Below are 22,343 nucleotides of genomic sequence, written 5' to 3' on the forward strand. Positions count from 1 at the left end.
ACCCGATGCGTTTGCGGCGCACGGCATGCCGCTTGGCGGTAGACTGGCAGCGCATCATGCATCGAAAACCGCGCGGCACGCGCGTGCCGCCGCATACCAAGGAGGTCAGCATGAGCCAACGCAGCTTGTCAGTCGCCGCATCGTGGTCGGTCGTGTTCGCGGCGGCGTGCGTCAGCGCGAGCGTATTCGCGGCGCCGCCGGTCAAGGGCAGCCTGAAGGGCGGCGGCACCGGACAGCTTGAATACACCGTCAAGGTCGACTCGAAGACCTTCGGCAACACGCAGGAGACCCGCAAGATCCGCTCGGGCGAGACGGACGACTTCAACTGGAAGTCGGTGCCGCCGAGCGGTGCGGTCGCGATGCCGGACGGTTGCCCGAACGCCGACAGCCTGCCGCGCGACGCGAACGGCGCGATGGTCCGCCAGACCCAGGTGCGGCTCGCGCCGTCGATCGACGCGAAGGGCGTCGCCAACGTGCAGATGAGCTTCCAGGCGGCCGCGCCGAAGGGCACGCGCAACGTGACGGTCGGCGGCAAGTCGCTGCAATGCCCGGACGTCGCGTCGGTGAGCCAGGTGAAGTGGGTGTCGATCCCGACCAACGGCGGTTCGAAGTCCGTCACGATGAGCGACGGCACGAAGGTGACGGTGTCGATCAAGCGCTGAACGGCGCGCGCGGGCCGCTGCCGGAACCGGTGCGCGCGCAACGGATTCGGCGCGCGGGCCGGCCCGGCGGCGCGTGAGCGTTTCGTGTCGCCGTCACGGTGCTTTCCCGCGACCTGCTCGCGGTACCGTGCTGCTGCAACGGTATGGCAGCAGCACGGCGTGCGCGGCGTCGCGCGTCGACCAGCGTGACGTCATGCGAATGTCACGCTATGCTCGCCCGCATCATCCACTTCTCGTAACGACATCCCGATGAAATGCCGAATCCGCGCATTGCTGTGCGCCATTGCGTTCGCCGCCATGCACGCGCACGCGGCCGACGATTGCGGTTTCGTGAAAAAGGTCGGGCTGCCGTCCCGGCAGCAGGTGGCCGTCGTGTCGAGCGGCGCGCTCGAACCGTGCTCGACCGGCAGCTACGCGGTGCGGGTGTATTCGACCGCACATGCCGCCGCCGGCTTCGATACCGACGACTACGTGACGGGCGCGCTGCACGCGCGTGACGGTACGGTCACCGATGCGTTCACGGCCGACCTCGGCGCGCGGGCGCCGCAGGCGCTCGTCGTGACGACACGCTCGGCCGGCAGCGGCGGCTATGTCGGCGCGCAGGCCTATGTGACGACGTCGCGCGCGGTGCGGCTCGTTGCGTCGGTCGACGGGCTCGCAGCGGACGCGGACATCGTGGCCGCATTGCGGCAGGCGATCGGCAAGCGTCGCGGCGCGCGCTGACCGGCGAACCGCGCGAACGCATCGCGCGGCGACTTCCGCGTGTCAGTGCGTGCGTTCCTCGAGCCGCGATGCGAGAAAGCGGTGATCCGCCGAGAACAGCCGGCGATAGGTCATCAGCACCGCGCCGACGGTGCCGAGCGCGGAAGCCGCGGCGATCAGGAACATGATCACGATCTGGTAGCGCACGGCCTGCAGCGGCGACTGGCCGGCCAGCACCTGGCCCGTCATCATTCCCGGCAGGCTCACGACGCCGACGACGGCCATCTGGTTCAGCGTCGGCAGCATGCCTGCGCGCACGGCCTGGCGCGCGGCGTCCTGCGCGGCTTCCCAGCGCGTCGCGCCGAGCGCGAGTGCGGTTTCGACGCGGTCGCGGCGCGCCGTGAGCTCCTCCATCATCCGCTCGACGCCGAGCGACACGCCCGTGAGCGTATTGCCGAGAATCATCCCGAGGATCGGAATCGCGTATTGCGGTGCGTACCACGGATGGATGCGGATCACGACGAACAGGCCGACCGCCGCGACGAACCAGCTGCTGAACCAGATCGACGCGATGCTGTCGATGCGCTGGCCGCGGTAGGTGCGCTTGCCGCGCCCCGCGCCGGCGAACCCTGCGATCAAGGTCATCAGCGCGGTGAGCGGCAGCACGATGTACCAGTGAGGATGACCGAATACCCAGCCGAGCACGTAGCCGATCGCGAGCAACTGCACGACGGTGCGCACGGCCGCGAGCGCGAGCTTGCGGCCGAGGCCGAGCGACAGTGCCATCGAGATCGCGCCGTTGACCGCGACGAGCGCGGCGGCGATGCCGACGTCGACGAGGCTCAGGTCCTGCAATGCGGGGCTCATCGTGTTGCCTCCGTCGGGTTGGCAACGTGTATCACGCCGGCCTGCATCACGAGCCGCATCGTGCCGATCCGTGCGGCCTGGGCCGGATCGTGCGAAATCCACATGTACGCGCGGGCGTCGGGCGCCGCGTCGAACCATGCGCCGACGAGCGACTCGATCGCGCGCGCCGATTCGGGGTCGAGCGCGGAGGTCGGCTCGTCGAGCAGCAGCACGTCGGGATCGAGCTGCAGCACGCGCAGCAGCGCGGCGATCTGGGCTTCGCCGCCCGACAGGTCGTTCGCGCGCTTGTCGAGAAAGTCGGGGCCGCGGCCGGCCTGCGCGGCGAGCGCTTCGGCGCGCGCGCGATCGAACGCGACGTCGCGATAGATCGCGAGCGAATACGGATAGCGCAACTGCGATTCGACGGTGCCGTCCATTTGCGCGGGGCGCTGGCGTACATAGGCGACGCTGCGCCGGTAACGCGGGATCGCGCTGCGCCGGATCCGTTTGCCGCGCCACAGGATGTGGCCGCCGTCGAGCGGATCGAGTAGCGCGAGCGCGCGCAGCAGCACGCTCTTGCCCGACCCGGACGGTCCCGTGACAGCAATTCGCGATCCCGCTGCGAGGCTTAAATCGGTCGGGGCGAGCAGGGTCTTGCCGCTGCTGGCGTCGCGCCGCGTGATGTGCTGCGCATCGATGAGGCCGGTGGGGGCTGTCATGTCACAAATGAAAAAAAGCGTTAATGGCGCCGAAACGTCACCATGGCGTGCGTCATAATACCGACTGAAAAGCCGCGGGTGTCGCGCGCCGTTCGTCCACGCAAGCGGCCCGGCATGGTGCGGCGACATTTCAGAACAACAACGGAACCGCCATGACGCTTACCCGAGCCATCGGCAAATCGGCTGCATGGATCGTCGGTATCGTCGCGGTGCTCATCGCGGCGGCCGGCGTCTTTCTCTTTACGTTCGACTGGAACCGCGCGAAGCCGTGGGTCAATGAACAGGTGAGTGCCGCACTCGGCCGCCCGTTCGCGATCAACGGCGATCTCAAGGTCGGCTGGCGCCGCCCCGACGGCGAAACCGGCTGGCGTGCCTGGGTGCCCTGGCCGAGCTTTTCGGCCACGCAACTCGAGATCGGCAACCCCGACTGGGCGAAGACGCCCAAGTTCGTCACGCTCGATGCCGCGCACTTCGACCTCGCGATCCTGCCGCTGCTCGCGCATGAAATCGTCATCCCGTCGATCGACGTCGTGAATCCGGCCGTCGACCTCGAGCGCCTCGCCGACGGCCGCAACACGTGGACCTTCCAGTTCAAGCAATCGTCGCAGCCGTCGCCGTGGAAAGTGCGGCTCGACAGCTTCGGCTTCGCGAAGGGCACCGTCACGTATCGCGACGCGATCACGAAGGCCGACCTGACCGTCGCGATCGATACGCTCGGGCAGCCGATTCCCCTCGGCGATGTGCTGAAGGAGCAGGAGCAGACATCGCGCGCGGCATCCGCGCAGCGTGTCGGCAAGCGCGGCGCCGCGCAACTGAGCGCGAAGGCCAACGCGGAAGCCGCATCGGGCGCGTCCGCCGCGCAGGCCGCGAGTGCGGCGTCGGGGGTGGGGGCTTCGGCTGCATCTGCGGCGGTATCGGCTTCGTCGTCGTCCGCTTCATCGGCGTCGGTCGCCGCTTCCGCTTCTCCTGCAAGCGGCGCTGCGGCGCCCGCGAAGCCGTCCGGCCCGACCTATGCGTTCGGGCTGAAGGTCGACGGCCGCTACAAGAACGTGCCGATCAGCGGTACCGGCAAGCTCGGCGGCGTGCTGGCGATCCAGGATGCGTCGCGGCCGTTCCCGCTGCAGGCCGACGTGAAGGCCGGCGACACGCGGCTCGCGATCGTCGGCACGCTGACCGATCCGATGCATCTCGCGGCGATCGACCTGCGGCTGTGGCTGCAGGGCACGTCGATGTCGCACCTTTACCAGCTCACCGGCATCACGCTGCCCGACACGCCGCCTTACGCGACGGAAGGGCGGCTGATCGGCAACTTCAAGCGGCGCGCGAGCACGTTCCGCTACGAGAACTTCAACGGCCGCGTCGGCGGCAGCGATCTCGGCGGCACGCTGGTGTACGAGCAGCGCGAGCCGCGGCCGAAGCTGTCGGGCGAGCTCGTGTCGAACCTGCTGCAGTTCTCGGACCTCGCGCCGGTGATCGGCGCGGATACGGCCGCAAGCAAGGCCAGGCGCGGCGACACGACACGCCAGCCGCCGGGCCGCGTGCTGCCGGTCGAGACGTTCCGTACCGATCGTTGGCGCGAGATCGACGCGGACGTCAAGTTCACGGGCCGCAAGCTGATCAAGAGTTCGAACCTGCCGATCACGAACCTGTACACGCACATCGTGATGCAGGACGGCGTGCTGTCGCTCGAACCGCTGCAGTTCGGCGTCGCGGGCGGTACGCTCGCGACGACCGCGCACCTCGACGGCAGCGGCGCGCCGCTGAAGGGCCGCTTCACGGTGGCCGCGCGGCACCTGAAGCTCAAGCAGCTGTTCCCCACGCAGAAGGTCATGCAGTCGGCGCTCGGCGAGATCAACGGCGATGCGTCGCTGTCGGCGACCGGCAACTCGCCGGCCGCGCTGGCCGCGACGTCGACCGGCGAAGTGAAGGCGCTCGTCACGGACGGCCGCATCAGCCGCCTGCTGATGGAGGCGGCGGGGCTGAACGTCGCGAACGTCGTGTACGAGAAGCTGTTCGGCAACAATGACGTGAAGATCAACTGCGCGGCAGTCGACTTCGTCGCGACCAACGGGATGCTCGACCCGAAGGTGTTCGCGCTCGATACCGACGATGCGTTGATCAACGTCGACGGCCCGATCAGCCTGCGCGACGAAACGCTCGACCTGAAGATCCATCCGCATACGAAGGGTTTCCGGATCTTCTCGCTGCGCTCGCCGCTGTATGCGAAGGGCACGTTCAAGGATCCGAAGGTCGGCGTCGACGCGGGCGCGCTCGCGCTGCGCGCCGGCGCGATGGTCGGCCTCGGCCTGATCAACCCGTTCGCGGCCTTGATCCCGCTGATCGCGCCGAGCAACAACAAGGACGTGCCGTGCTCGGAGCTGTTCGGGCAGGTGAAGGCGACGGCGGCCCAGAAGGCCGCCGCGAAAGCCGGCAAGTGACGGACGTGCGTCGCGCGGTGAGCGCGACGCGCGTGCGGCCGATGCAACCGTTCCGTGCGCGGAGCAGGCTTGCAACGACCTGCCGCCTGGCCGTATCGATGTATCGCCCCGGCGAACCGTGTCGACCGTTCGTGGCGTGTCAGCTACCCGCGCGCGCCCACAGCAGCACGGCGTCGACTTCCCGGCCGTCGATTCGCACGGGGCCGACGGTGCCGAGCTGCAGGCGATCGCCGTCGAGCCTGAAGACCCGCTGCTGCACGTTGCCGATCCAGTTGGGGAACAGGCTGACGTCCATTTCGTGGGTCAGCGTGCCGTCGTCGTCGAGATGAAAGGGGCCTGAATAGGCAATGTAGCCGCGTGCGGCGGCCGTGCACTCGCTCTCGGTGCCGCGGTGCAGATCGCCGCTCGCGTACGGCGGGCGGCCGGCAGCCATCAGCTGGGCCGACATGTAACCGTCCCGCGTATAGAGAATCCAGCCGCGTGCGTCGCGGCCGAGCGGATAGGTGACGGCGCTGCCGTCGCGCGGGCGGATTTCGTAGGACACGAGGCGCCACGCGCCGACGAGTTGTTCGCGAAGCTGGCTGGCAAGCATGCGGGATTCCTGTCAGGCGGCGGCGGGGCGCGTGCCGTCGTGTTGGCGGGCCGCCGGGCGGCGGTCCAGGGGGCTGGAATGCGCTGCCGGAACGGCGTGGTCGGCAGTTTCTCCGACACCTGCTAAAATACACGGTTTTCCGTCGAATTATCCTTTAACGGGACCTGCCGTGCTTTCTACTGCCAACATCACGATGCAATTCGGGCCAAAGCCCCTGTTCGAGAACATCTCGGTCAAATTCGGCGAGGGCAACCGCTATGGTCTGATCGGCGCGAACGGCTGCGGCAAGTCGACGTTCATGAAGATCCTGGGCGGCGACCTCGAGCCGAGCGCCGGCAACGTCGCGCTGGAGCCGAACGTGCGCCTGGGCAAGTTGCGCCAGGACCAGTTCGCGTACGAAGAAGTGCGCGTGCTCGACGTCGTGATGATGGGCCACACCGAGATGTGGGCCGCGATGACCGAGCGCGACGCGATCTACGCGAACCCGGAAGCCACCGACGACGACTACATGCACGCCGCCGAGCTCGAAGGCAAGTTCGCCGAATACGGCGGCTACGACGCCGAGGCGCGCGCGGGCGCGCTGCTGCTCGGCATCGGCATCGAGGAGAAGTTCCACAACGGCACGATGAGCGACGTCGCACCGGGCTGGAAGCTGCGCGTGCTGCTCGCGCAGGCGCTGTTCTCGAAGCCGGACGTGCTGCTGCTCGACGAACCGACCAACAACCTCGACATCAACTCGATCCGTTGGCTCGAGCACACGCTCAACGAGTACAACTCGACGATGATCATCATCTCGCACGATCGTCACTTCCTGAACTCGGTGTGCACGCACATGGCCGACATGGACTACGGCACGCTGAAGGTCTGGCCGGGCAACTATGACGACTACATGCTCGCATCGGCACAGGCGCGCGAGCGCCAGGCCGCGGCGAACGCGCGCGCGAAGGAGCGCGTGGCCGAGCTGCAGGACTTCGTGCGCCGCTTCTCGGCGAACAAGTCGAAGGCCCGTCAGGCAACAAGCCGCGCGAAGCAGATCGACAAGATCAAGATCGAGGAATTCAAGCCGTCGTCGCGCCAGAACCCGTTCATCCGCTTCGAGTTCGAGAAGAAGCTGCACAACGTCGCGGTGGTCGCGGAAGACATCACGAAGAAGTACGAGCGCACGATCTTCCAGAACTTCAACCTGTCGGTGCAGCCGGGCGAGCGGATCGCGATCATCGGCGAGAACGGCGCGGGCAAGACGACGCTGCTGCGTTCGCTGCTCGGCGCGCTCCCGCTCGAGCACGGCACGGTGAAGTGGTCCGAGAACGCGAATGTCGGCTACATGCCGCAGGACACGTACGAGGAGTTCCCGAACGACATCACGCTGATGGACTGGATCGACCAGTACCGCAAGGACGGCGACGACGAAACGATGGTGCGCGGCACGCTGGGCCGCCTGCTTTTCTCGTCGGACGACATCAAGAAGTCGGTGAAGGTGCTGTCGGGCGGCGAGAAGGGCCGCATGATCTGGGGCAAGCTGATGCTCGGCCGCCACAACGTGCTGCTGATGGACGAGCCGACCAACCACATGGACATGGAATCGATCGAGTCGCTGCAGATCGCGCTCGAGCAGTTCGAAGGCACGCTGATCTTCGTGTCGCACGACCGCGAATTCGTGAGCGGGCTGGCGAACCGGATCATCGAAGTGCGTACGGACGGCACGCTGTTCGACTTCGGCGGGAATTACGAGGAGTTCCTGACGAGCCAGGGGCAGGAATAAGTGTCCTGAGGCTTCCTCCGGCCAAGTGCCGCGGCTGGACAGGCAAGCAGTACCTCCAGCCGTCCCCACGGAGCGAACCGCCGGAAGTAAATCGGGCCCGCATCGACAGCGTTGTCGATGCGGGCTTTTTCATTTCCGCTTGCCGCGCGGCCCGGCAGCGTTTCTCATTCCGGTTTCCTCCCGCGAATCGACTTCGGGTAAATTACCCACCGAACGCCAATCATCATTCCCCATTTCGACCCGGAGCCGCCCCCGATGCCGGACCATCCTCTCCCGCTCGACCTGTCCGGCCTTGCGCAAAGCCTGTACGCGCAGGGCACCGAGGAGGGCATCCTGTCGCGCCTGATGGAGCGGATCGCGCCGATCAACCGCTTCTGTGTCGATATCGGCGCCAGCGACGGCCTGCGCAACAGCAACACCGCCCGGTTGCTGCGCGAACAGGACTGGGCCGGCGTGCTGGTGGAAGGCAGCGCGTACCGGTTCGGCAAGCTGGCCGCGCACTACGCGGGTGCAGAGCGCATCCGCCTGCATCACGACCGCGTCCAGCCCGACACGGTCGATCATCTGCTCGCCGACGCGAACACGCCGACCGACTTCGACCTGCTGTCGATCGATATCGACGGCAACGACTACTGGGTCTGGCGCGGCCTGCAGGCGTTCAAGCCGCGCATCGTCGTGATCGAATACAACCCGTACTACACGCCGCCCGAGCGTTGGGTCATGTGCTTCAACCCGGATCACGAATGGGACGGCTCGACCTATTACGGCGCGAGCCTCGAATCGCTCGTGCATCTCGGCAGGCAGAAGGGATATGAACTCGTCTGCTGCGACGACATGGGCAACAACGCATTCTTCGTGCGGCAGGACCTGTATCCGCTGCTCGGTATCGCGAACAACGATCCTTCGGTGCTGTTCCGGCCCGCGATGTACAAGCTGCGCTATGTCGGACACAACACGTTCCTGACCGGTCATCCGTATCGGCACGGGCCGGCCGAGCACATCTGAATGGGCCCGCTCGCTGCGACCTTCGACGAGATCCTGGAAGCCTGCGCGCTCGGCCGTAGCGGGCCGCCGCGCCAGGTCAGCGAACGCGTATGGCATCTGCCGACCGATGACGGCGGCGTAGCGGTCAAGCTCTACGCGGCCGGGCATCAGGCGCGTGCGGCCAGGGAAGCGGCTGTACTCGCGCACTTCGAGACGCACGGCGATACGCGTTTCCATGTGCAGGCGCTGAAACGCACGGCAGCCGGCGCACCGCTGTGGACGGGGGCGAACGCCCACGCGATGCTCACGCGCTGGGAACTCGGGCAGTTCAGAACCTACGATACGTTTTCGCCGGCCGAATGGGAGGCGCTGGGCGCGAGCCTGGCCGCGTTGCATCTGAGCCTCGAACGCCTTCAGCTGCCATCGCTCGACACGATCCGTGCGCGGTTGATCGCGATCGACGCGGATGCGGTGCGGCGCAGTTTGCTCGATGCGCTGAATCACGCACGCTCGAACGAGAACGCCGCGAACCTGCGCCGCTACGTCGATCTCGCGCTGCGCATGCTCGACCGCTACTATCCGGGCAGCATCGACGCGTTTCCCGCCGACGATCCGCAGCACCCGATCCACAACGACTACAACCAGTTCAACTATCTGTTCACGGGCACGCTGCCGCCGCTGATCCTCGACTGGGAAGCGACGATCGGCGCGCCGCGCGAATACGAACTGGTGCGTTGCCTGAATCATTTGCCGCTGGAAGCGCCGCAGCTGGCGGAAGCGTTCGTGCGCGCATACCTGCGGGTGCGGCCGGTGGATCCTGCACGCATTGCCTGGGCGGTCGATGCCGCATGCCTGCAGCACGCGCTGAAGCTCTGGATCGTGCAAGGCTGGCTCGACGACCCGTCGCGTTTCGCGTCGCATCTGAGCGGCGCGGTGACGATGGCATCCGCGATGGTGGATGCCCGCGACCGCCTGGTCGATTTCTTTTCCCGTTGCATCGAAGCAGGACGCTGAAGTGAATTCGAACCTGAACCGGATGCCGCATCCGACGTCGCCGCCGGGCGAGCGGCAGCACGTATTTCCGCCGCCGCTGGATCGCGACTACCGTGTCGAGGACGGGCGCGTCCTGACGCGCTCGCTGGAAGCGCATATCGTCGACCACTGCAACCTGACGTGCGCGGAATGCTGCTCGCTGTCGCCGCTTCTGCCCGAGTGGTACGCGAGCCCGGCATCGCTCGAGGCCGATCTGCGCCGTGCGGCGAAGGTGCTGCGCCCGCGCATGTTCAAGCTGGTCGGCGGCGAACCGCTGCTGCATCCGGCGCTCGTCGAGCTCGTCGGGCGCGTGCGCGCCACGGGTATCGCGCCCGTGATCTCCGTCACGACGAATGGCCTGAAGCTCGGCGAGATGACGGACGCGTTCTGGCAGGCGGTGGACGCGCTGACGATCTCGCGCTATCCGAAGCCGTCGCTTTCGGCCGACCTGGTCGCGCACATCGAGCACCAGGCCGCGCGCTTCGACGTGCGCCTGAACTGGAAGGTGCAGGACGTGTTCACGACGATGAACCGTGCACAGCCCGGCACCGACCGGGACGCCGCGCAGCGCCTCTATCACGATTGCTGGATTCGCGAGCGCTGCCATATGATTCGCGACGGCATGTTCTACACGTGCACGCGCCCGGCGCATTTCCACACGCTCTACAAGGGCGAGAAGGATTTTCGATCCGACGGCCTGCCGCTGCGCGACGACGCGGGCATGCTCGACGCGATGCTCGCCTATCTGCAACGCGAGGCGCCGCTCGAAGCGTGCTTGCATTGCCAGGGCGGCAGCGCGCCGGTGGCACCGCATCGCATCCTCAAACGCATTGAAGTGGACTCCTTGAAGGCTCGTTATCCATGATCGTCGGCACGCGCGACCTGTTCGGCTTCGACCGGCTTCACTACCATCCGCGCAGCGGCACGGCGGCGTCCGGCATCCGGGCCGTCCTGCGCGCGTCGGCGCAACCGGCCGGCGAGCCGGACGCGGCGGCCATCGCGGGCTACCTGAGCGGCGAGCGCCTGGTCGGCCGCACCGTGCTGCGCGACGTGCGCGCGGTGCCGCCCGGCCATGCGCTGATCCGTTCGCCGCAAGGGCTGGCCGTTCAGCCGGCACCCGGGCGGCCGCAGCACGCGGATCTGGAAACCGTGCTGCGCGCGTCGCTGCAACGTGCGCTCGACAGCGGCAAGCGCGTTGCGCTGGCGTTGAGCGGCGGGCTCGATTCGGCGCTGCTGCTTGCGCTGCTGCGCGAACTCGGCGCGCAGCGGCACGTGACGTCCTACATCCTCGTGACCGACATGCCGGACTATTGCGAACGCGATGCGGCACTCGAACTGGCCGGGCAGATGCAGGCGAACGTGAAGCTCGTGCGCGTGAACGAAGCGGATTTCGTCGCGGCGCTGCCGAGAACGACCCATGCGGTCGAGGAGCCGATGTTCAACCTTCATCCGGTCGCGAAGCTGCTGCTGGCCGAGGCGATGGCCGCGGACGGCGTCGAGGTGGCCATCACCGGCGACGGCGCGGACCAGGTGTTGCGCCGCGACCAGTCGGCCAACTATCTGCCGCTGTGCCATGCGTTGTTCGACGCGGCGTCGGTCGACCTGCATCCGCCGTTCGTCGACGATGCCGTCGTCGCGCATCTGACTAGCATCGCCCCCGATCCGGACAAGCAATGCCTGCGCGATCTCGGTGCGCGCCTGAACCTGCCGGACCGGCTCGTGCATGGCCCCAAGCGCGGGCGGCTCGCCCCGGCGATGGATCTCGCGACGCTGCTCGATCGCGACCGCACGCGCGCGCTGGCCGACACGCTCGGTCTGGACGCGCCCACGCTGCAAACGGACAACGAACGCGTGCTGTGGACGACGCTGTCGCTGATCCTCGATCATTTCAACCGCCTCGACACCCCTCTCGATGCCGCGCATCGCCCAACCTGAGCCGCTCATGAAACGCATCCTGTTCTGCGTGGTGCCCGAGAAAGGGCACGTCAATCCGTGCATCGGCCCGGCCCAGCATCTGCGCGCCGCCGGGTGCGACGTCGCGTTCTATGCGCCGGCCGACATCAGCGCCCAGCTCGACGCCGCCGGCGGCTTCGCGTTCGTCGGGCCGCGCGAGACACCCGAGCGTCACGACCTGTCGCGCGGCGCGAGCTTTGCCGCGAACATCCGCGACGCGGACTGGCTGCGGCACTGGATCCGCACGCTGCTGATCGACCTGGCGCCCGCACAGGTGGACGGCATCCGCGCGGTGCTGCGCGACTGGCGGCCCGATGTGGTCGTGATCGATCCGCTGCTCTATGCGGCGGCGATCGCCGCCGAGCTGGAGGGGCTGCCGTGGGTGGCGATGTCGAATTCGCTGAATCCGGTGCTGCCGGACGATCTCGACTCCGAATTGCTGCGCACGGTGCGATGGCTGGCGCCGGAACGCACCCGGCTGTTCGCGCGCTACGGGCTCGATGCGCGCTTTCGCGGTTGCGACATCCTGTCGCCGCACCTGACGCTCGCGTTCACGACCGACGCGCTGGTCGGCGCGCCGCCGCCCGGTGTCGAACTGGTCGGCCCCGCGCTGCCGTCCGGCCCGCGTGGCGACGAGACGCCGTTCCCGTGGGAGCGCCTCGATGCCGATCGTCCGCTCGTCTACATGTCGCTCGGCAGCCAGCTTTATTACCATCCCGATGTGTTCGCGAAAGTCATCGAGGCGGCGCGCGCGACGCCGGCGCAACTGGTGTTGTCGGTGGGCGAGCTGGTCGATGCGGATCTGCTGCCGGCCGACGACGCGCGTGTCATCGCGGTGCGTTACGTGCCGCAACTGGCGCTGCTGCGACGCACGCACGCGTTCGTCAGCCATGGTGGCGCGAATTCGGTGATGGAGTCGCTCGCATGCGGCGTGCCGATGTTGCTGTCGCCGTTCTGCAACGACCAGTTTCATTCGGCGCACTTCGTCGAGCGGGCCGGCGCGGGGCGCGTGCTGGATCTGCAGCACGCCGGCGTGGCCGAGATCGCCGATGCGCTCGCGTGCCTGTTGCGCCCCGGTTCGTTGCGCGAGCAGGCGGCGCGGATCCGTGCGAGCTACGCGCGTGACGGCTCGGCGGAGGCCGCGCGCCTGATCAGCGAACTCGCTTCAGGAAACCGCCTGGCGACAGCGTCATGAGTACGCGGTCTTCGATGTCGTAGTCGACCTCGAACCGGTCGTCGCGGTCGAGATAGTCGCGCACGGCGGTGGCCGGGTTGTTGCCTTTGCCGTACGGCTTGCCGTCGAACATCGACGCGGGCAGGTATTCCATGATGGTATCCATCACGATCGCGTAGCTGCCCGGCGTCACGAGCGGCGCATAGCATTCGAGTTCGCGCAGCACGTGCGCGTGGGTATGCGTGAGGTCGAGGATCGCCATCACGCGCGCATCCTGCGGGATCTGCGCGCGTACCGATGCGAGCGTGTCGGCCGCGCACGATTCGCCTTCGATCAGCACCATGCGATCGGCGAGCCGATGCGACTGCAGGCGCTGCCTGACGTCGTCGCGCAGGCGCGGCTCGATCGCGACGACACGGCCGCGATCGCCGTTCAGCGCCAGCATCGACGCGGAGAACACGACGCCGCCGCCCGCCGCGATGCCGGTCTGCACGATGCAGTCGGGACGCTCGCGCCAGATCAGTTCCTGGAGCGCGAGCATGTCGCCGGGCAAGTGGAAGAAGCGCTCGCCGAGCCAGCGCGTCTGGAACAGGTGGTCGAATTCGGCGGCGCGCGTCAGCCATTCGATGTTGATGTCCCGCATGCGGGCCGAAGGACGCTCTGACATGGTCAATGCAACGAGTAGGAGTGACGTGAAAACGCTGGAACCGTGGCTTCACCGGTATTGGAACATCGGGCCTGCACGCATGCAGGCGCTGGCGTCGGGCCATACTAACAAAACGTATCTCGTCGAGTGCGATGCGGGACGCGCGGTGCTGCGCGTGTCGTGGTCCGGCAAGCCGGTCGGGCAGGTGGATCGCGAGGCGGCGATACTCGGTCATCTCGGTGATACGCGGACGGCGCCGATGCTGCCGGCGCTGCCGCGCCTGCGGCCGACCGTGGACGCGCAATCCGGCGTGCGACTGCCTGACGGAAGCTGGCTGCATCTGTTCGAGCATATCGACGGCAGCCCCGGCCTGCCGGACGAAGCGGAGGCGGGCGCGATCGATGCGATGCGTGCGCTCGCGCATCTGCACGAGGCGCTGGCGGCGATACCCGTGACCGAATCGGCGCCGCTGGCCTGGCTGTCGGCGCGGCACGCACGCGTAACCGCGCGCGCCGCGCCGCCGTTGCCGGGAGACCTGAGCGACCACTACGGGACGATGATCCGTCGGATCGGCGCGCATCTCGACGCTACCGCACGCTGGCTGACGGGCACGGTGCACTGGCTGCACGGCGACTATCACGCGGGCAATCTGCTGTACCTAGGGGGCGCCGTAAACGGCGTGCTCGATTTCGACGACGTCGGGCAGGGTGCGCAGTGGCTCGAAGCGGCGTTTGCGCTGTTTGCGCTGTCGCGCGATGCGGGCCGGGACGATCGCTTCGTATTCGACGCGCGCCGCTGGGACGCCGGCCTGCGGGCCTATGCGGCGACGCGGCCCGATGCCGTGCCTGACTGGATGCATGACCGCCGCGACGCGCTGATGGCCCTGTTCTGCGCGGACCAGACGCTGATTCACCTGGAAGCCGCGCAGCGCGGCCTGTGGGTGCCGGGGCCCGGCATCGGTTTTCTCGGCGGCTGGTGGCAGTTGCTGGATGGCGCTGCGCCCTGACGCCGGCCGGATGCCACGTCAGCGCGGCCGATTCAGGAACAGGCGCACGGCTTCGACCGTGTTGGGCCGTGCCTCGCCGTGCCGCGATCCGTCGTGCATGCAGAACAGCACGTCGCGCTGCCGTGACATGCTGGCGTCGACATGGGCGCACATCGCGTCGAACAGCGCCTGCGGCGACGGCGCCGGCCGCTGCCAGTCGTCGAGGATCGCGGTCCAGCCGGTGTGTTCACGTTGCAGCCGTGCGAGCACGCGGGCGCGACTGTCCTGCGGCATCAGTCCATAAGGCAGACGCAGCGGGATCGCATCCGGCGCGGGCACGCGGGCCTCGCGATAGGCATCGCGGATCAGCGCGTCGGTCGTCTCGATCTCGTCGATCAACGCGTCGTCCGACAGCGTGCCCGGCTTCGCGTGCGAACGGGTGTGATTGCCGAGCCGGTGGCCTTCGCGCGCCATGCGTGCGGCCACATCGAGCGCGCCTGCCAGATTCCGGCCGAGCAGGAAGAAGGTCGCGCGGCACGACGCGGCTTGCAGGACGTCGAGCAGGAGGGGCGTCGACGGGCCGGGGCCGTCATCGAAACTGAGGCAAATGGGCATCGCAGGTGGGTGCGCCGTTCAAGGTGTACCGGGGGAACGATAGCGCAAGTCGCGGCGACTAGCCGGCCGGCTACTCGCGCGGCTCGATGGCCAATGGACAGGTGCCGACCCGACGCAAGCGCGTACCGGTCCACTCGTAGAAGAACCGGGCCGCCTTCGCGTCGTTGTAGTCGCAATCGTCGTTGAAGCAGCCCGCGACGATCAGCAGCGTACTGCCGGGCCGGAAATCGACGCGCTCCTCGTCGTTGCCCATCACGCCTGCGATGGCCTGTACGCCGGGCATCGTGTACGTCGCGCCCGTGTACTTGTCGACGATCGCGAAATTCCGGCAATCCGTTCCGCAACCCCAGGTCGCGACGCGGTAGTGGCCGGCAAAGTTGGCCGGTTGCGTGAATTCGTCGCGAATGACGGTGCGGTAGAGGCGGGCTTCCCTGGTGGTCAGGCGTGGTGCCGCGGCGGGCTTGCGCGGTGCGCTTGCGGCGGGTGCCGGATAGCGCTCGAACGATGGCGAAGGGCATGCGGCGGCGGCCGTGGGCGTGGCCGCGCCGGCGGTGCCGGCGCCGCAACCGAGCGCGGCCGCTGCGCCGGCGAACAGCAGAAAGCGATGGGCAAGCGTCACGCGAGCGTTCTTCATGTTCGGGATCGAGATCGGGCCGGAGGGTCCGGGCGGCCGGCGACGACGATTCTATGACGCTTCGCGCGCGCAGGCGACCCGGGCGGGCGATCGCGCGCGGATGCAAAACCGGCATGTCCGCACGCGGCTCGCCGTCAAGCTTTGTCAAATCGTGGCGATATCACGATGCCTGACGTTTCAGGCCGCCTCCGAAGGCTGTCATGCACGGGTTGATTGAGTATCCTTGGATTCGATTCGCGGTACTCACGCGGTCACAACCGGGAGGCTTCACATGAATGCACGTCTATACCGCGCGACCATTGCCGGTGCGCTGATCGGATTGCTCGCGCCGTTTTCGGTGGCGCATGCGCAGCTGGGCGATGTCCTGAAGCAGGTCGGCGGCGGGGGCGATTCGGGCGGCAGCGCGGGCGGTGCGCTCGGCAACCTCGGCGGCATCGGCGGCGCGTTGACGGGCGGTGGCGGTTCGTCGCTGATGCCGGGCAGCACCGGCAACGTCGCGGGCCTGCTGCAGTTCTGCATCCAGAACAACTATCTCGGCGGGGCATCCGGCGGTGCGTCGTCGGTGAAGGACGCGCTGATGGGCAAGCTCGGCGGCAACGCGTCGTCCGACAGCGGCTATACCAGCGGCGCGAGCGGTGTGCTCGACGCCGGCAATGGCAGCAAGCTCGACCTGAGCGGCGGCGGACTGAAGCAGCAGGTAACCAGGCAGATCTGCGACAAGGTGCTGACGCAGGCGAAATCGCTGCTGTAAGCGCGCCTCGCGGTTCGGGGTGCGATGCGCGACGTACCGCACCCGTCAGTCTTTCAGGCCGACATTCCCGTCAACGACAGGAGCGCGATGCCGCGCCGCGCGTGCCGTCCCGATCGTCAATCGGCCAGCCGCTTGTCGGCGAGCGCCTTGCAGCAGTCTTCGTAGACCCATTGCACGAGTTTCGCCCGATAGTCGAGGTCGTCGGTATCGACGATTTCCTCGACCGCGTCGCGCGCCCACGACGCATCGACGAACCCGGCGTGCCGCTTGGCGATGTCCTGCGCGAGCGCCGCGAGCTTGGCGATCGCGAGCCAGTCGGCCTGACGGTGATGGCGGTCGAGCCAGCGGTGTGCGGCCTGGACCTGGAACGTGGCGTCCGGCCACGATTCGTTGAGGTAAAACGCGCCGAGGTTGCCGCAGGTGAGCCAGCAAAGCAGCTCGAGGCGGTCTTGCGAGCCGAGGGTATGGGGTGCGTCGGACATGGCAGCGCTCACGAAATACATGGATTCCGGGCGGCGCCGGTTGCAACGGGCCGGTGCCGATAGTAAAAACATAGCACGATGCGGGCCCGGCCGCGCACCCGGGCGGATGCTGACATGGCGGTGGCGAAACGGACGCCGCGCCGGCGCGGATGGCCGACGGAGGAATGAGGGAGCGGCGGGAACGAAAAGTGCGCGAGCGCGTGAGGAACGACACGGGAAGATGCGGCCGGGGAGCGACCAGGAAGCGACCAGAAAGCGGTCGCTTGCGCCGCGAAGCGGGCCCGTCGCCGGGCCCCCGCAGCCCGGCGCGCGGGCTGGCGGATGAGCGGATTCAGGTCGCCGTGTGCGTGGCGCGCGCGATCGAGCGGATGCTGCGCTCGACGCGGATCAGGATGATCAGCACCGCGAGCGACACGAACGAATACAGCGCGACGAGCGCGGCGACGCCGGCGAAGCGCGCGGTCTGGCCGTTCTCGGCAGCCGTTTCTTCCGCGGCCTTCTTCTCGTTGTCGATCGCGGTCCGGCGTGCGTCGTAGCGCTCGGAGAAGTCGCGCATGACCGCCGACACGACGTCGGTGTACGCCTGCTCGCGCGCATATTCGTCGCCGTGCCCGGTGACTTTCTTCTTGACGCTGGCCGCGACGTCCGCGCGTGACAGCACCTTGTCGAGATACGCGATCTGCTGCTCGTAGTACGCGACTTCCGGATGGTCGTCGTCGCCGAGCACGCGCTGGAACGACGGCTCGTACGCGTCGCGATCGACCGCGTAGTCCGGCGACAGGGCCGCTCGGCCGTGCTTCTGCACGATGCCCGACAGTTGCGTCGACAGGCGCAGCGCGGGCGACGCGTTGTCGTCCTTCGCTGCCGCGCCGCCGGCGGCCGGCGTGACCTTGGCGGTTGCGTCGTTCTCCCACGCGAACGATGCAGGATCGACCTGGATGGCCGAATCGACTTTCGGCGGTTTCGACAGGCGCGCATCGAGTGCGATCGCGCCGAATATGACCCCGCCGATCAGGACCGCGGTCGCGAACAACAGCACGATCACGCGCAATACCTGAAGATAGCCGCCCTCGATTTTGGTCAGGATGCTCAAGGCATTCTCCTTTCTTATGATGAATGAGGCGCCGAGGCTAAAGACCTTTCCAATAGCTGTCAATCGTCGCACCGGCCGGCCGAAACGCTCGCTAGAATGTCGGCTTTCCTGGAGGCGGAAAACGATGAAAATCTACGACCAGTTCTATATCGACGGCGCGTGGCGCAAGCCGGCCGGCACCGGCACGATCGACGTGATCGACTCGGGCACCGAAGCCGTGATCGGCCGGATTCCGGAAGGCGTCGCATCCGACGCGCAGGACGCGATCCGCGCGGCGCGCGCGGCCTTCGACGCGTGGGCGGCCACGCCGGCCTCGACGCGCGCGGGCTACCTGCGCAAGATCGTCGAGCACCTGCAGGCGCGCAGCGAGGAGCTCGCGCAGTCGATCACCGGCGAAGTCGGGATGCCGATCAAGCTGTCGCGCGCGATCCAGGTCGGCGGCCCGATCTACAACTGGAAGGCGTACGCGAAGCTTGCCGAGTCGTTCGAGTTCGAGGCACAGGTCGGCAACTCGCTCGTCGTGCGCGAGCCGGTGGGTGTCGTCGCGGCGATCACGCCGTGGAACTACCCGCTCAACCAGGTGACGCTGAAGGTCGCACCGGCGCTCGCGGCCGGCTGCACGGTCGTCCTGAAGCCGTCCGAAGTCGCACCGCTCAACGCGTTCATGCTTGCCGAAGCGATTCACGAAGCCGGGCTGCCGGCCGGCGTGTTCAATCTCGTGTGCGGCTACGGCCCCGTGGTCGGCGAGGTGCTGGCCACCGATCCGGACGTCGACATGGTGTCGTTTACGGGCTCGACGCGCGCCGGCAAGCGCGTCGCCGAGCTGGCGGCCGCGGGCGTCAAGCGCGTTGCGCTCGAGCTCGGCGGCAAGTCGGCGTCGGTGATCCTCGACGATGCCGATTTCGCGGCGGCGGTGAAGGGCACGGTCAACGCGTGCTACCTGAACGCGGGGCAGACCTGCTCGGCGCATACACGGATGCTGGTGCCGGAAGCGCGCTACGACGAAGCGCGCGAGATCGCGAAGGCCGCGGCCGAATCGTACGTCGCGGGCGACCCGCGGCAGGATGCGACGCGTCTCGGCGCGCTTGCGTCGGCCGTGCAGCAGCAGCGCGTGCAGGACTACATCCAGCGCGGGATCGACGAAGGCGCGGAGCTCGTGACGGGCGGCACGGGCCTGCCGGAAGGGCTCACGAAGGGCTTCTTCGTGAAGCCGACCGTGTTCGGCCGCGTCGATCCGAAATCGACGATCGCGCAGGAGGAAATCTTCGGGCCGGTGCTGTCGATCATCACGTATCGCGATGAGGACGAGGCCGTGCGGATCGCGAACGATTCACCGTACGGGCTCGGCGGCGCGGTGTGGGCCGGCAGCGACGAACGTGCGATGGGCATCGCGCGCCGTATCCGCACCGGGCAGGTGGACATCAACGGCGGCACGTGGAACGGCGCCGCGCCGTTCGGCGGCTACAAGCAGTCGGGGCATGGCCGCGAGAACGGCGTGTACGGGCTCGAGGAATATCTCGAGTACAAGTCGATGCAGCTCAAGCCCGCGAAGCCTGCCTGAGCGCTTCGCGCCGCACGAACCGAAAACGGCACGCTGGTGCCGTTTTTTTATTGACGGTCGTCAAGGTGCGCGGCGGTGGATCGTCGATCATCGCGGTTCCGATGTTCCGACGAGGTTTCAGATGACCGTACGCACTTCCTTTCCGCCGCTGACGATCCGCGGCCGCACCTTGCTGCCTGTCGTGCAGGGCGGCATGGGCGTCGGCATCTCCGCGCACCGCCTGGCGGGCAGCGTCGCGCGCGAAGGCGCGGTCGGCACGATCGCGAGCATCGACCTGCGTCACCATCATGCGGACCTGCTCGCGCGTTGCCGCGCGCAACCCGATCGCGCGACGCTCGAGGCCGCGAACCTCGAGGCGCTCGCCCGCGAGATCCGTCTCGCGAAGACCTACAGCGAAGGACGCGGGATGATCGCGGTCAACGTGATGAAGGCCGTGAGCGCGCATGCGGACTACGTGCGGGTCGCATGCGACGAGGGCGCGGATGCGATCGTGATGGGGGCGGGCCTGCCGCTCGACCTGCCCGATCTCACGCAAGGACACGACATCGCGCTGATCCCGATCCTGTCGGACAGCCGCGGGATCGCGCTCGTGCTGAAGAAGTGGATGAAGAAGGGGCGCCTGCCCGACGCGATCGTGATCGAGCATCCGGCGCATGCGGGCGGCCATCTCGGCGTCACGCAGATCGACGACATGCACGACCGCCGTTTCGATTTCGCACGCGTGCTCGACGAGACCGCGCAGGTGATGGCGTCGCTTGGCATCGCACGCGAAACGATCCCGCTGATCGTTGCGGGCGGGATCAACAGTCACGACACGGTGCGCGCGGCGCTCGAGGCCGGCGCGAACGGCGTGCAGGTCGGCACGCCGTTCGCGGTGACGGAAGAGGGTGATGCGCATCCGCACTTCAAGCGCGTGCTGGCCGACGCGACGCCCGACGACATCGTCGAATTCGTCAGCGTGACGGGGCTGCCCGCACGCGCGGTGAAAACGCCGTGGCTCGATCGTTACCTGCGCAACGAGACGCGCATCCGCAACAAGCTCGGCGCGCTGAAGCAGCGTTGCCCGACCGCGCTCGAATGCCTGAGCGTATGCGGCTTGCGCGACGGCATCGAGAAGTTCGGCCATTTCTGCATCGACACACGGCTGGCGGCGGCGCTGCGCGGCGACGTCGCGAACGGGCTGTTCTTCCGCGGCCGCGAGGCGTTGCCGTTCGGCCGTGCAATTCGCAGCGTGCGCGACCTGCTCGACCTGCTGCTGACGGGCTGTGCGACCGAGCCTGCGGCAAACCGTCCCACGTTTACGCTGGCTTGACGGATATCAAGACGATGAAAAGACCCTACGAGGAAAATGGGAACCATTCTTTGGGGGTCCGTACCATGCATAAAACGATTCGAACTTGTGTCACCGCTGCCGCCGTTGCGGCCAGTTTCGCCGCGATGCCTTCGCTGTCGCACGCGGCCTCGCCGGGCGACGGCATCAACCAGGGCGACGTCCTGGTCCGGCTGCGTGCGATCAGCATCCAGCCGAACGAACGCGCGAGCGACACGCTGGGCGCGCTCAACGTCGGCGTGAACAACGCGATCGTGCCCGAGCTCGACTTCACGTACATGATCCGCGACTACCTCGGCGTCGAACTGATTCTCGGCACGTCGCGGCACCAGCTGACGTCGAGCCTCGGCAATCTCGGCGGCGTGGGCGTGCTGCCGCCGACGCTGCTGCTGCAGTATCACTTCAACCATGCCGGCAAGGTGCGTCCGTATTTCGGCGCGGGCGTGAACTACACGTACTTCTACAACAACGGGCTCAACGTCGGCGGGCAGGGCGTGTCGATCAACAAGAGCAGCTTCGGCCCGGCATTGCAGTTCGGCGTGGACGTGCAGTTGACGAAGAAGGTCTTCATGAACGTCGACGTGAAGAAGATCTGGATGAGCACCGATGCGACGCTCGGCGACAAGGGCATCGGCACGCTGCACATCGATCCGCTGATCGTCGGCGTGGGCGTCGGGATGAAGTTCTAGACGCGGCGGGAAAGGACAGGAACAGAGACAGAACAGAGTTGGGGTTGGCGGCATGGCGGTTTGCATGCCGCTTTTTTTTGCGCGGCGGATTTACAGCTTGTCGTACTGGAAGCGCATCGCGGTGCCTTCGCGCTGGATGCGCTCCCATACCGCGCGCTTTTCGTCGTCGCTCAGGAACACCCAGTTCGACACTTCGGCCGCCGTGCGGCCGCAGCCCTTGCAGACTTCGTCGAAGAGGGTCGAGCACACGCCGATGCAGGGGCTGTCGGGCAGGTCGTGGAGATTGGAGGCCATCGGAGGGGTTCACGCAGTTGAATCGTCAGCCGCCATTTTAATGCATCGCGGCCGGTCGGTCGGACGGGCGCGGCCGGCATGCCGTACCGGTGCGGCGGCGTGACAGTACGGCCGGGTTCGGGCGCGACCGCCGCACGGCTCGCGTCCGGCCGCCGAACGCGGTTTCGTCGCCGCCTGTCTTTCCCGGTGGACAGCCGCCGATTACCCGATAGAATTCCCCGGGAACGTCCCGCCGCACGGGCCGCCTGACCGGCCGGCAGCGGGATATCTGTTCCGTTTGCGCGACACCGGCATGATTTTTTTGTGACGGGGCGCGAATGATGGTAGTTTTCGGGGTTTTCGAGGGGCGGCGCGCCAGAATGCGCCGCCATGACGAGGCAGACGGCAGCCGGGCAACGT

At 67.5% G+C, this 22,343-nt stretch carries 23 protein-coding genes; 14 read left to right on the forward strand and 9 right to left on the reverse strand.

The genetic code is table 11. From position 1 onward, the window contains the following. The first annotated feature begins 110 nt into the window (after positions 1–110). Together ABY44_RS37425 and ABY44_RS37430 are read left to right on the forward strand one after the other, a co-directional pair. Positions 111–662 (forward strand): DUF6013 family protein, encoded by a 552-nt coding sequence (locus tag ABY44_RS37425; protein WP_027787275.1) that lies wholly within the window; start codon positions 111–113, stop codon positions 660–662. Between the two features lie 249 nt (positions 663–911). Continuing rightward, complete coding sequence (locus ABY44_RS37430; protein ID WP_059696615.1) at positions 912–1,385, forward strand: PliI family lysozyme inhibitor of I-type lysozyme; 474 nt, start codon at positions 912–914, stop codon at positions 1,383–1,385. 42 nt (positions 1,386–1,427) lie between these two features. Here ABY44_RS37430 and ABY44_RS37435 read toward each other — a convergent pair whose 3' ends face one another. After that, entirely contained in the window at positions 1,428–2,231 is an 804-nt protein-coding gene (locus ABY44_RS37435) for an ABC transporter permease (RefSeq protein WP_060084951.1), read from the reverse strand. Beyond that, positions 2,228–2,929 (reverse strand): ABC transporter ATP-binding protein, encoded by a 702-nt coding sequence (locus ABY44_RS37440; RefSeq protein WP_060174553.1) that lies wholly within the window; start codon positions 2,927–2,929, stop codon positions 2,228–2,230. Before ABY44_RS37440 ends, ABY44_RS37435 begins: the two co-directional genes overlap by 4 nt. Positions 2,930–3,081: 152 nt before the next feature. Between ABY44_RS37440 and ABY44_RS37445 the strand changes: the two genes are divergently transcribed. Beyond that, the gene (locus ABY44_RS37445; RefSeq protein ID WP_060174552.1) at positions 3,082–5,367 is read left to right on the forward strand and encodes an AsmA family protein; all 2,286 of its coding nucleotides are present in this window, start codon (positions 3,082–3,084) and stop codon (positions 5,365–5,367) included. Positions 5,368–5,506: 139 nt separating this feature from the next. On the opposite strand, the gene ABY44_RS37450 is transcribed toward ABY44_RS37445, so the two are convergent. Continuing rightward, on the reverse strand, positions 5,507–5,959 hold the full coding sequence (locus tag ABY44_RS37450; RefSeq protein ID WP_027787280.1) for a lipocalin-like domain-containing protein: 453 nt from the start codon (positions 5,957–5,959) through the stop codon (positions 5,507–5,509). A 169-nt stretch (positions 5,960–6,128) separates the two neighbouring features. Here ABY44_RS37450 and ABY44_RS37455 point away from each other — a divergent pair, with 169 nt between their 5' ends. The 6 genes from ABY44_RS37455 (at position 6,129) to ABY44_RS37480 (ending at position 12,885) form a co-directional block, all read left to right on the forward strand. Continuing rightward, complete coding sequence (locus ABY44_RS37455) at positions 6,129–7,721, forward strand: ABC-F family ATPase (RefSeq protein WP_060174551.1); 1,593 nt, start codon at positions 6,129–6,131, stop codon at positions 7,719–7,721. A gap of 255 nt (positions 7,722–7,976) precedes the next feature. After that, positions 7,977–8,726 (forward strand): FkbM family methyltransferase, encoded by a 750-nt coding sequence (locus ABY44_RS37460; RefSeq protein ID WP_060174550.1) that lies wholly within the window; start codon positions 7,977–7,979, stop codon positions 8,724–8,726. Next, positions 8,727–9,719, forward strand: a complete 993-nt coding sequence (locus ABY44_RS37465; protein WP_060084948.1) for a phosphotransferase enzyme family protein — start codon at positions 8,727–8,729, stop codon at positions 9,717–9,719. 22 nt (positions 9,720–9,741) lie between these two features. Next, the gene (locus ABY44_RS37470; RefSeq protein ID WP_233634251.1) at positions 9,742–10,602 is read left to right on the forward strand and encodes a 4Fe-4S cluster-binding domain-containing protein; all 861 of its coding nucleotides are present in this window, start codon (positions 9,742–9,744) and stop codon (positions 10,600–10,602) included. Beyond that, the gene (locus ABY44_RS37475; RefSeq protein ID WP_027787285.1) at positions 10,599–11,672 is read left to right on the forward strand and encodes an asparagine synthase-related protein; all 1,074 of its coding nucleotides are present in this window, start codon (positions 10,599–10,601) and stop codon (positions 11,670–11,672) included. The genes ABY44_RS37470 and ABY44_RS37475 overlap by 4 nt, the downstream gene beginning before the upstream one ends. 7 nt (positions 11,673–11,679) lie before the next feature. Then, positions 11,680–12,885, forward strand: a complete 1,206-nt coding sequence (locus ABY44_RS37480) for a glycosyltransferase (protein ID WP_060174548.1) — start codon at positions 11,680–11,682, stop codon at positions 12,883–12,885. Here the strand turns inward: ABY44_RS37480 and ABY44_RS37485 are convergent. Then, positions 12,842–13,531 carry a cephalosporin hydroxylase family protein gene (locus ABY44_RS37485; protein ID WP_060174547.1) on the reverse strand — a complete coding sequence of 230 codons (690 nt, stop codon included), beginning with the start codon at positions 13,529–13,531 and terminating at the stop codon, positions 12,842–12,844. The two genes, ABY44_RS37480 and ABY44_RS37485, sit on opposite strands and share 44 nt — an antisense overlap. 25 nt (positions 13,532–13,556) lie before the next feature. On the opposite strand from ABY44_RS37485, the gene ABY44_RS37490 reads away from it, so the two are divergent. After that, positions 13,557–14,516, forward strand: coding sequence for a phosphotransferase (locus tag ABY44_RS37490; RefSeq protein ID WP_060174546.1), 960 nt, complete (start codon positions 13,557–13,559; stop codon positions 14,514–14,516). A gap of 18 nt (positions 14,517–14,534) precedes the next feature. On the opposite strand, the gene ABY44_RS37495 is transcribed toward ABY44_RS37490, so the two are convergent. Beyond that, positions 14,535–15,110 (reverse strand): polysaccharide deacetylase family protein, encoded by a 576-nt coding sequence (locus ABY44_RS37495; protein WP_060174545.1) that lies wholly within the window; start codon positions 15,108–15,110, stop codon positions 14,535–14,537. 70 nt (positions 15,111–15,180) lie between these two features. Further along, positions 15,181–15,729 carry a hypothetical protein gene (locus tag ABY44_RS37500; RefSeq protein ID WP_060174563.1) on the reverse strand — a complete coding sequence of 183 codons (549 nt, stop codon included), beginning with the start codon at positions 15,727–15,729 and terminating at the stop codon, positions 15,181–15,183. A 286-nt stretch (positions 15,730–16,015) separates the two neighbouring features. Between ABY44_RS37500 and ABY44_RS37505 the strand changes: the two genes are divergently transcribed. After that, positions 16,016–16,495 carry a DUF2501 domain-containing protein gene (locus ABY44_RS37505; RefSeq protein WP_021159760.1) on the forward strand — a complete coding sequence of 160 codons (480 nt, stop codon included), beginning with the start codon at positions 16,016–16,018 and terminating at the stop codon, positions 16,493–16,495. Positions 16,496–16,611: 116 nt separating this feature from the next. On the opposite strand, the gene ABY44_RS37510 is transcribed toward ABY44_RS37505, so the two are convergent. Together ABY44_RS37510 and ABY44_RS37515 are read right to left on the reverse strand one after the other, a co-directional pair. Continuing rightward, a complete protein-coding gene (locus tag ABY44_RS37510) occupies positions 16,612–16,977 on the reverse strand; it encodes a hypothetical protein (RefSeq protein ID WP_027787292.1) in 366 nt (121 codons plus the stop codon). A 331-nt stretch (positions 16,978–17,308) separates the two neighbouring features. Further along, positions 17,309–18,070, reverse strand: coding sequence for a hypothetical protein (locus tag ABY44_RS37515; protein ID WP_060174544.1), 762 nt, complete (start codon positions 18,068–18,070; stop codon positions 17,309–17,311). A 124-nt stretch (positions 18,071–18,194) separates the two neighbouring features. On the opposite strand from ABY44_RS37515, the gene ABY44_RS37520 reads away from it, so the two are divergent. The 3 genes from ABY44_RS37520 to ABY44_RS37530 all read left to right on the forward strand — a co-directional run bounded on the left by ABY44_RS37520 (position 18,195) and on the right by ABY44_RS37530 (position 21,650). Then, positions 18,195–19,631 carry an aldehyde dehydrogenase family protein gene (locus ABY44_RS37520; protein WP_060174543.1) on the forward strand — a complete coding sequence of 479 codons (1,437 nt, stop codon included), beginning with the start codon at positions 18,195–18,197 and terminating at the stop codon, positions 19,629–19,631. A gap of 121 nt (positions 19,632–19,752) precedes the next feature. Further along, positions 19,753–20,943, forward strand: a complete 1,191-nt coding sequence (locus ABY44_RS37525) for an NAD(P)H-dependent flavin oxidoreductase (RefSeq protein WP_027787295.1) — start codon at positions 19,753–19,755, stop codon at positions 20,941–20,943. 65 nt (positions 20,944–21,008) lie between these two features. Then, positions 21,009–21,650, forward strand: coding sequence for an OmpW/AlkL family protein (locus tag ABY44_RS37530; protein ID WP_027787296.1), 642 nt, complete (start codon positions 21,009–21,011; stop codon positions 21,648–21,650). Positions 21,651–21,740: 90 nt separating this feature from the next. Here the strand turns inward: ABY44_RS37530 and ABY44_RS37535 are convergent, their stop codons facing one another. Further along, complete coding sequence (locus tag ABY44_RS37535; protein ID WP_021159754.1) at positions 21,741–21,944, reverse strand: DUF1289 domain-containing protein; 204 nt, start codon at positions 21,942–21,944, stop codon at positions 21,741–21,743. Positions 21,945–22,343 lie beyond the last annotated feature (399 nt).

The sequence above is a fragment of the Burkholderia sp. ZZQ-2 genome (genome assembly GCF_050768715.1).
Taxonomy (GTDB): domain Bacteria; phylum Pseudomonadota; class Gammaproteobacteria; order Burkholderiales; family Burkholderiaceae; genus Burkholderia; species Burkholderia cepacia.

Bases quoted from the DNA above. Each gene is read 5' to 3' on its own strand.
- ABY44_RS37535 (WP_021159754.1), bottom strand. From the start codon at position 21,944: ATGGCCTCCAATCTCCACGACCTGCCCGACAGCCCCTGCATCGGCGTG.
- ABY44_RS37435 (WP_060084951.1), bottom strand. From the start codon at position 2,231: ATGAGCCCCGCATTGCAGGACCTGAGCCTCGTCGACGTCGGCATCGCC.
- ABY44_RS37445 (WP_060174552.1), top strand. From the start codon at position 3,082: ATGACGCTTACCCGAGCCATCGGCAAATCGGCTGCATGGATCGTCGGT.
- ABY44_RS37525 (WP_027787295.1), top strand. From the start codon at position 19,753: ATGACCGTACGCACTTCCTTTCCGCCGCTGACGATCCGCGGCCGCACC.
- ABY44_RS37495 (WP_060174545.1), bottom strand. From the start codon at position 15,110: ATGCCCATTTGCCTCAGTTTCGATGACGGCCCCGGCCCGTCGACGCCC.
- ABY44_RS37510 (WP_027787292.1), bottom strand. From the start codon at position 16,977: ATGTCCGACGCACCCCATACCCTCGGCTCGCAAGACCGCCTCGAGCTG.
- ABY44_RS37475 (WP_027787285.1), top strand. From the start codon at position 10,599: ATGATCGTCGGCACGCGCGACCTGTTCGGCTTCGACCGGCTTCACTAC.
- ABY44_RS37440 (WP_060174553.1), bottom strand. From the start codon at position 2,929: ATGACAGCCCCCACCGGCCTCATCGATGCGCAGCACATCACGCGGCGC.
- ABY44_RS37470 (WP_233634251.1), top strand. From the start codon at position 9,742: ATGCCGCATCCGACGTCGCCGCCGGGCGAGCGGCAGCACGTATTTCCG.
- ABY44_RS37460 (WP_060174550.1), top strand. From the start codon at position 7,977: ATGCCGGACCATCCTCTCCCGCTCGACCTGTCCGGCCTTGCGCAAAGC.
- ABY44_RS37425 (WP_027787275.1), top strand. From the start codon at position 111: ATGAGCCAACGCAGCTTGTCAGTCGCCGCATCGTGGTCGGTCGTGTTC.
- ABY44_RS37430 (WP_059696615.1), top strand. From the start codon at position 912: ATGAAATGCCGAATCCGCGCATTGCTGTGCGCCATTGCGTTCGCCGCC.
- ABY44_RS37485 (WP_060174547.1), bottom strand. From the start codon at position 13,531: ATGTCAGAGCGTCCTTCGGCCCGCATGCGGGACATCAACATCGAATGG.
- ABY44_RS37520 (WP_060174543.1), top strand. From the start codon at position 18,195: ATGAAAATCTACGACCAGTTCTATATCGACGGCGCGTGGCGCAAGCCG.
- ABY44_RS37505 (WP_021159760.1), top strand. From the start codon at position 16,016: ATGAATGCACGTCTATACCGCGCGACCATTGCCGGTGCGCTGATCGGA.
- ABY44_RS37450 (WP_027787280.1), bottom strand. From the start codon at position 5,959: ATGCTTGCCAGCCAGCTTCGCGAACAACTCGTCGGCGCGTGGCGCCTC.
- ABY44_RS37530 (WP_027787296.1), top strand. From the start codon at position 21,009: ATGCATAAAACGATTCGAACTTGTGTCACCGCTGCCGCCGTTGCGGCC.
- ABY44_RS37480 (WP_060174548.1), top strand. From the start codon at position 11,680: ATGAAACGCATCCTGTTCTGCGTGGTGCCCGAGAAAGGGCACGTCAAT.
- ABY44_RS37465 (WP_060084948.1), top strand. From the start codon at position 8,727: ATGGGCCCGCTCGCTGCGACCTTCGACGAGATCCTGGAAGCCTGCGCG.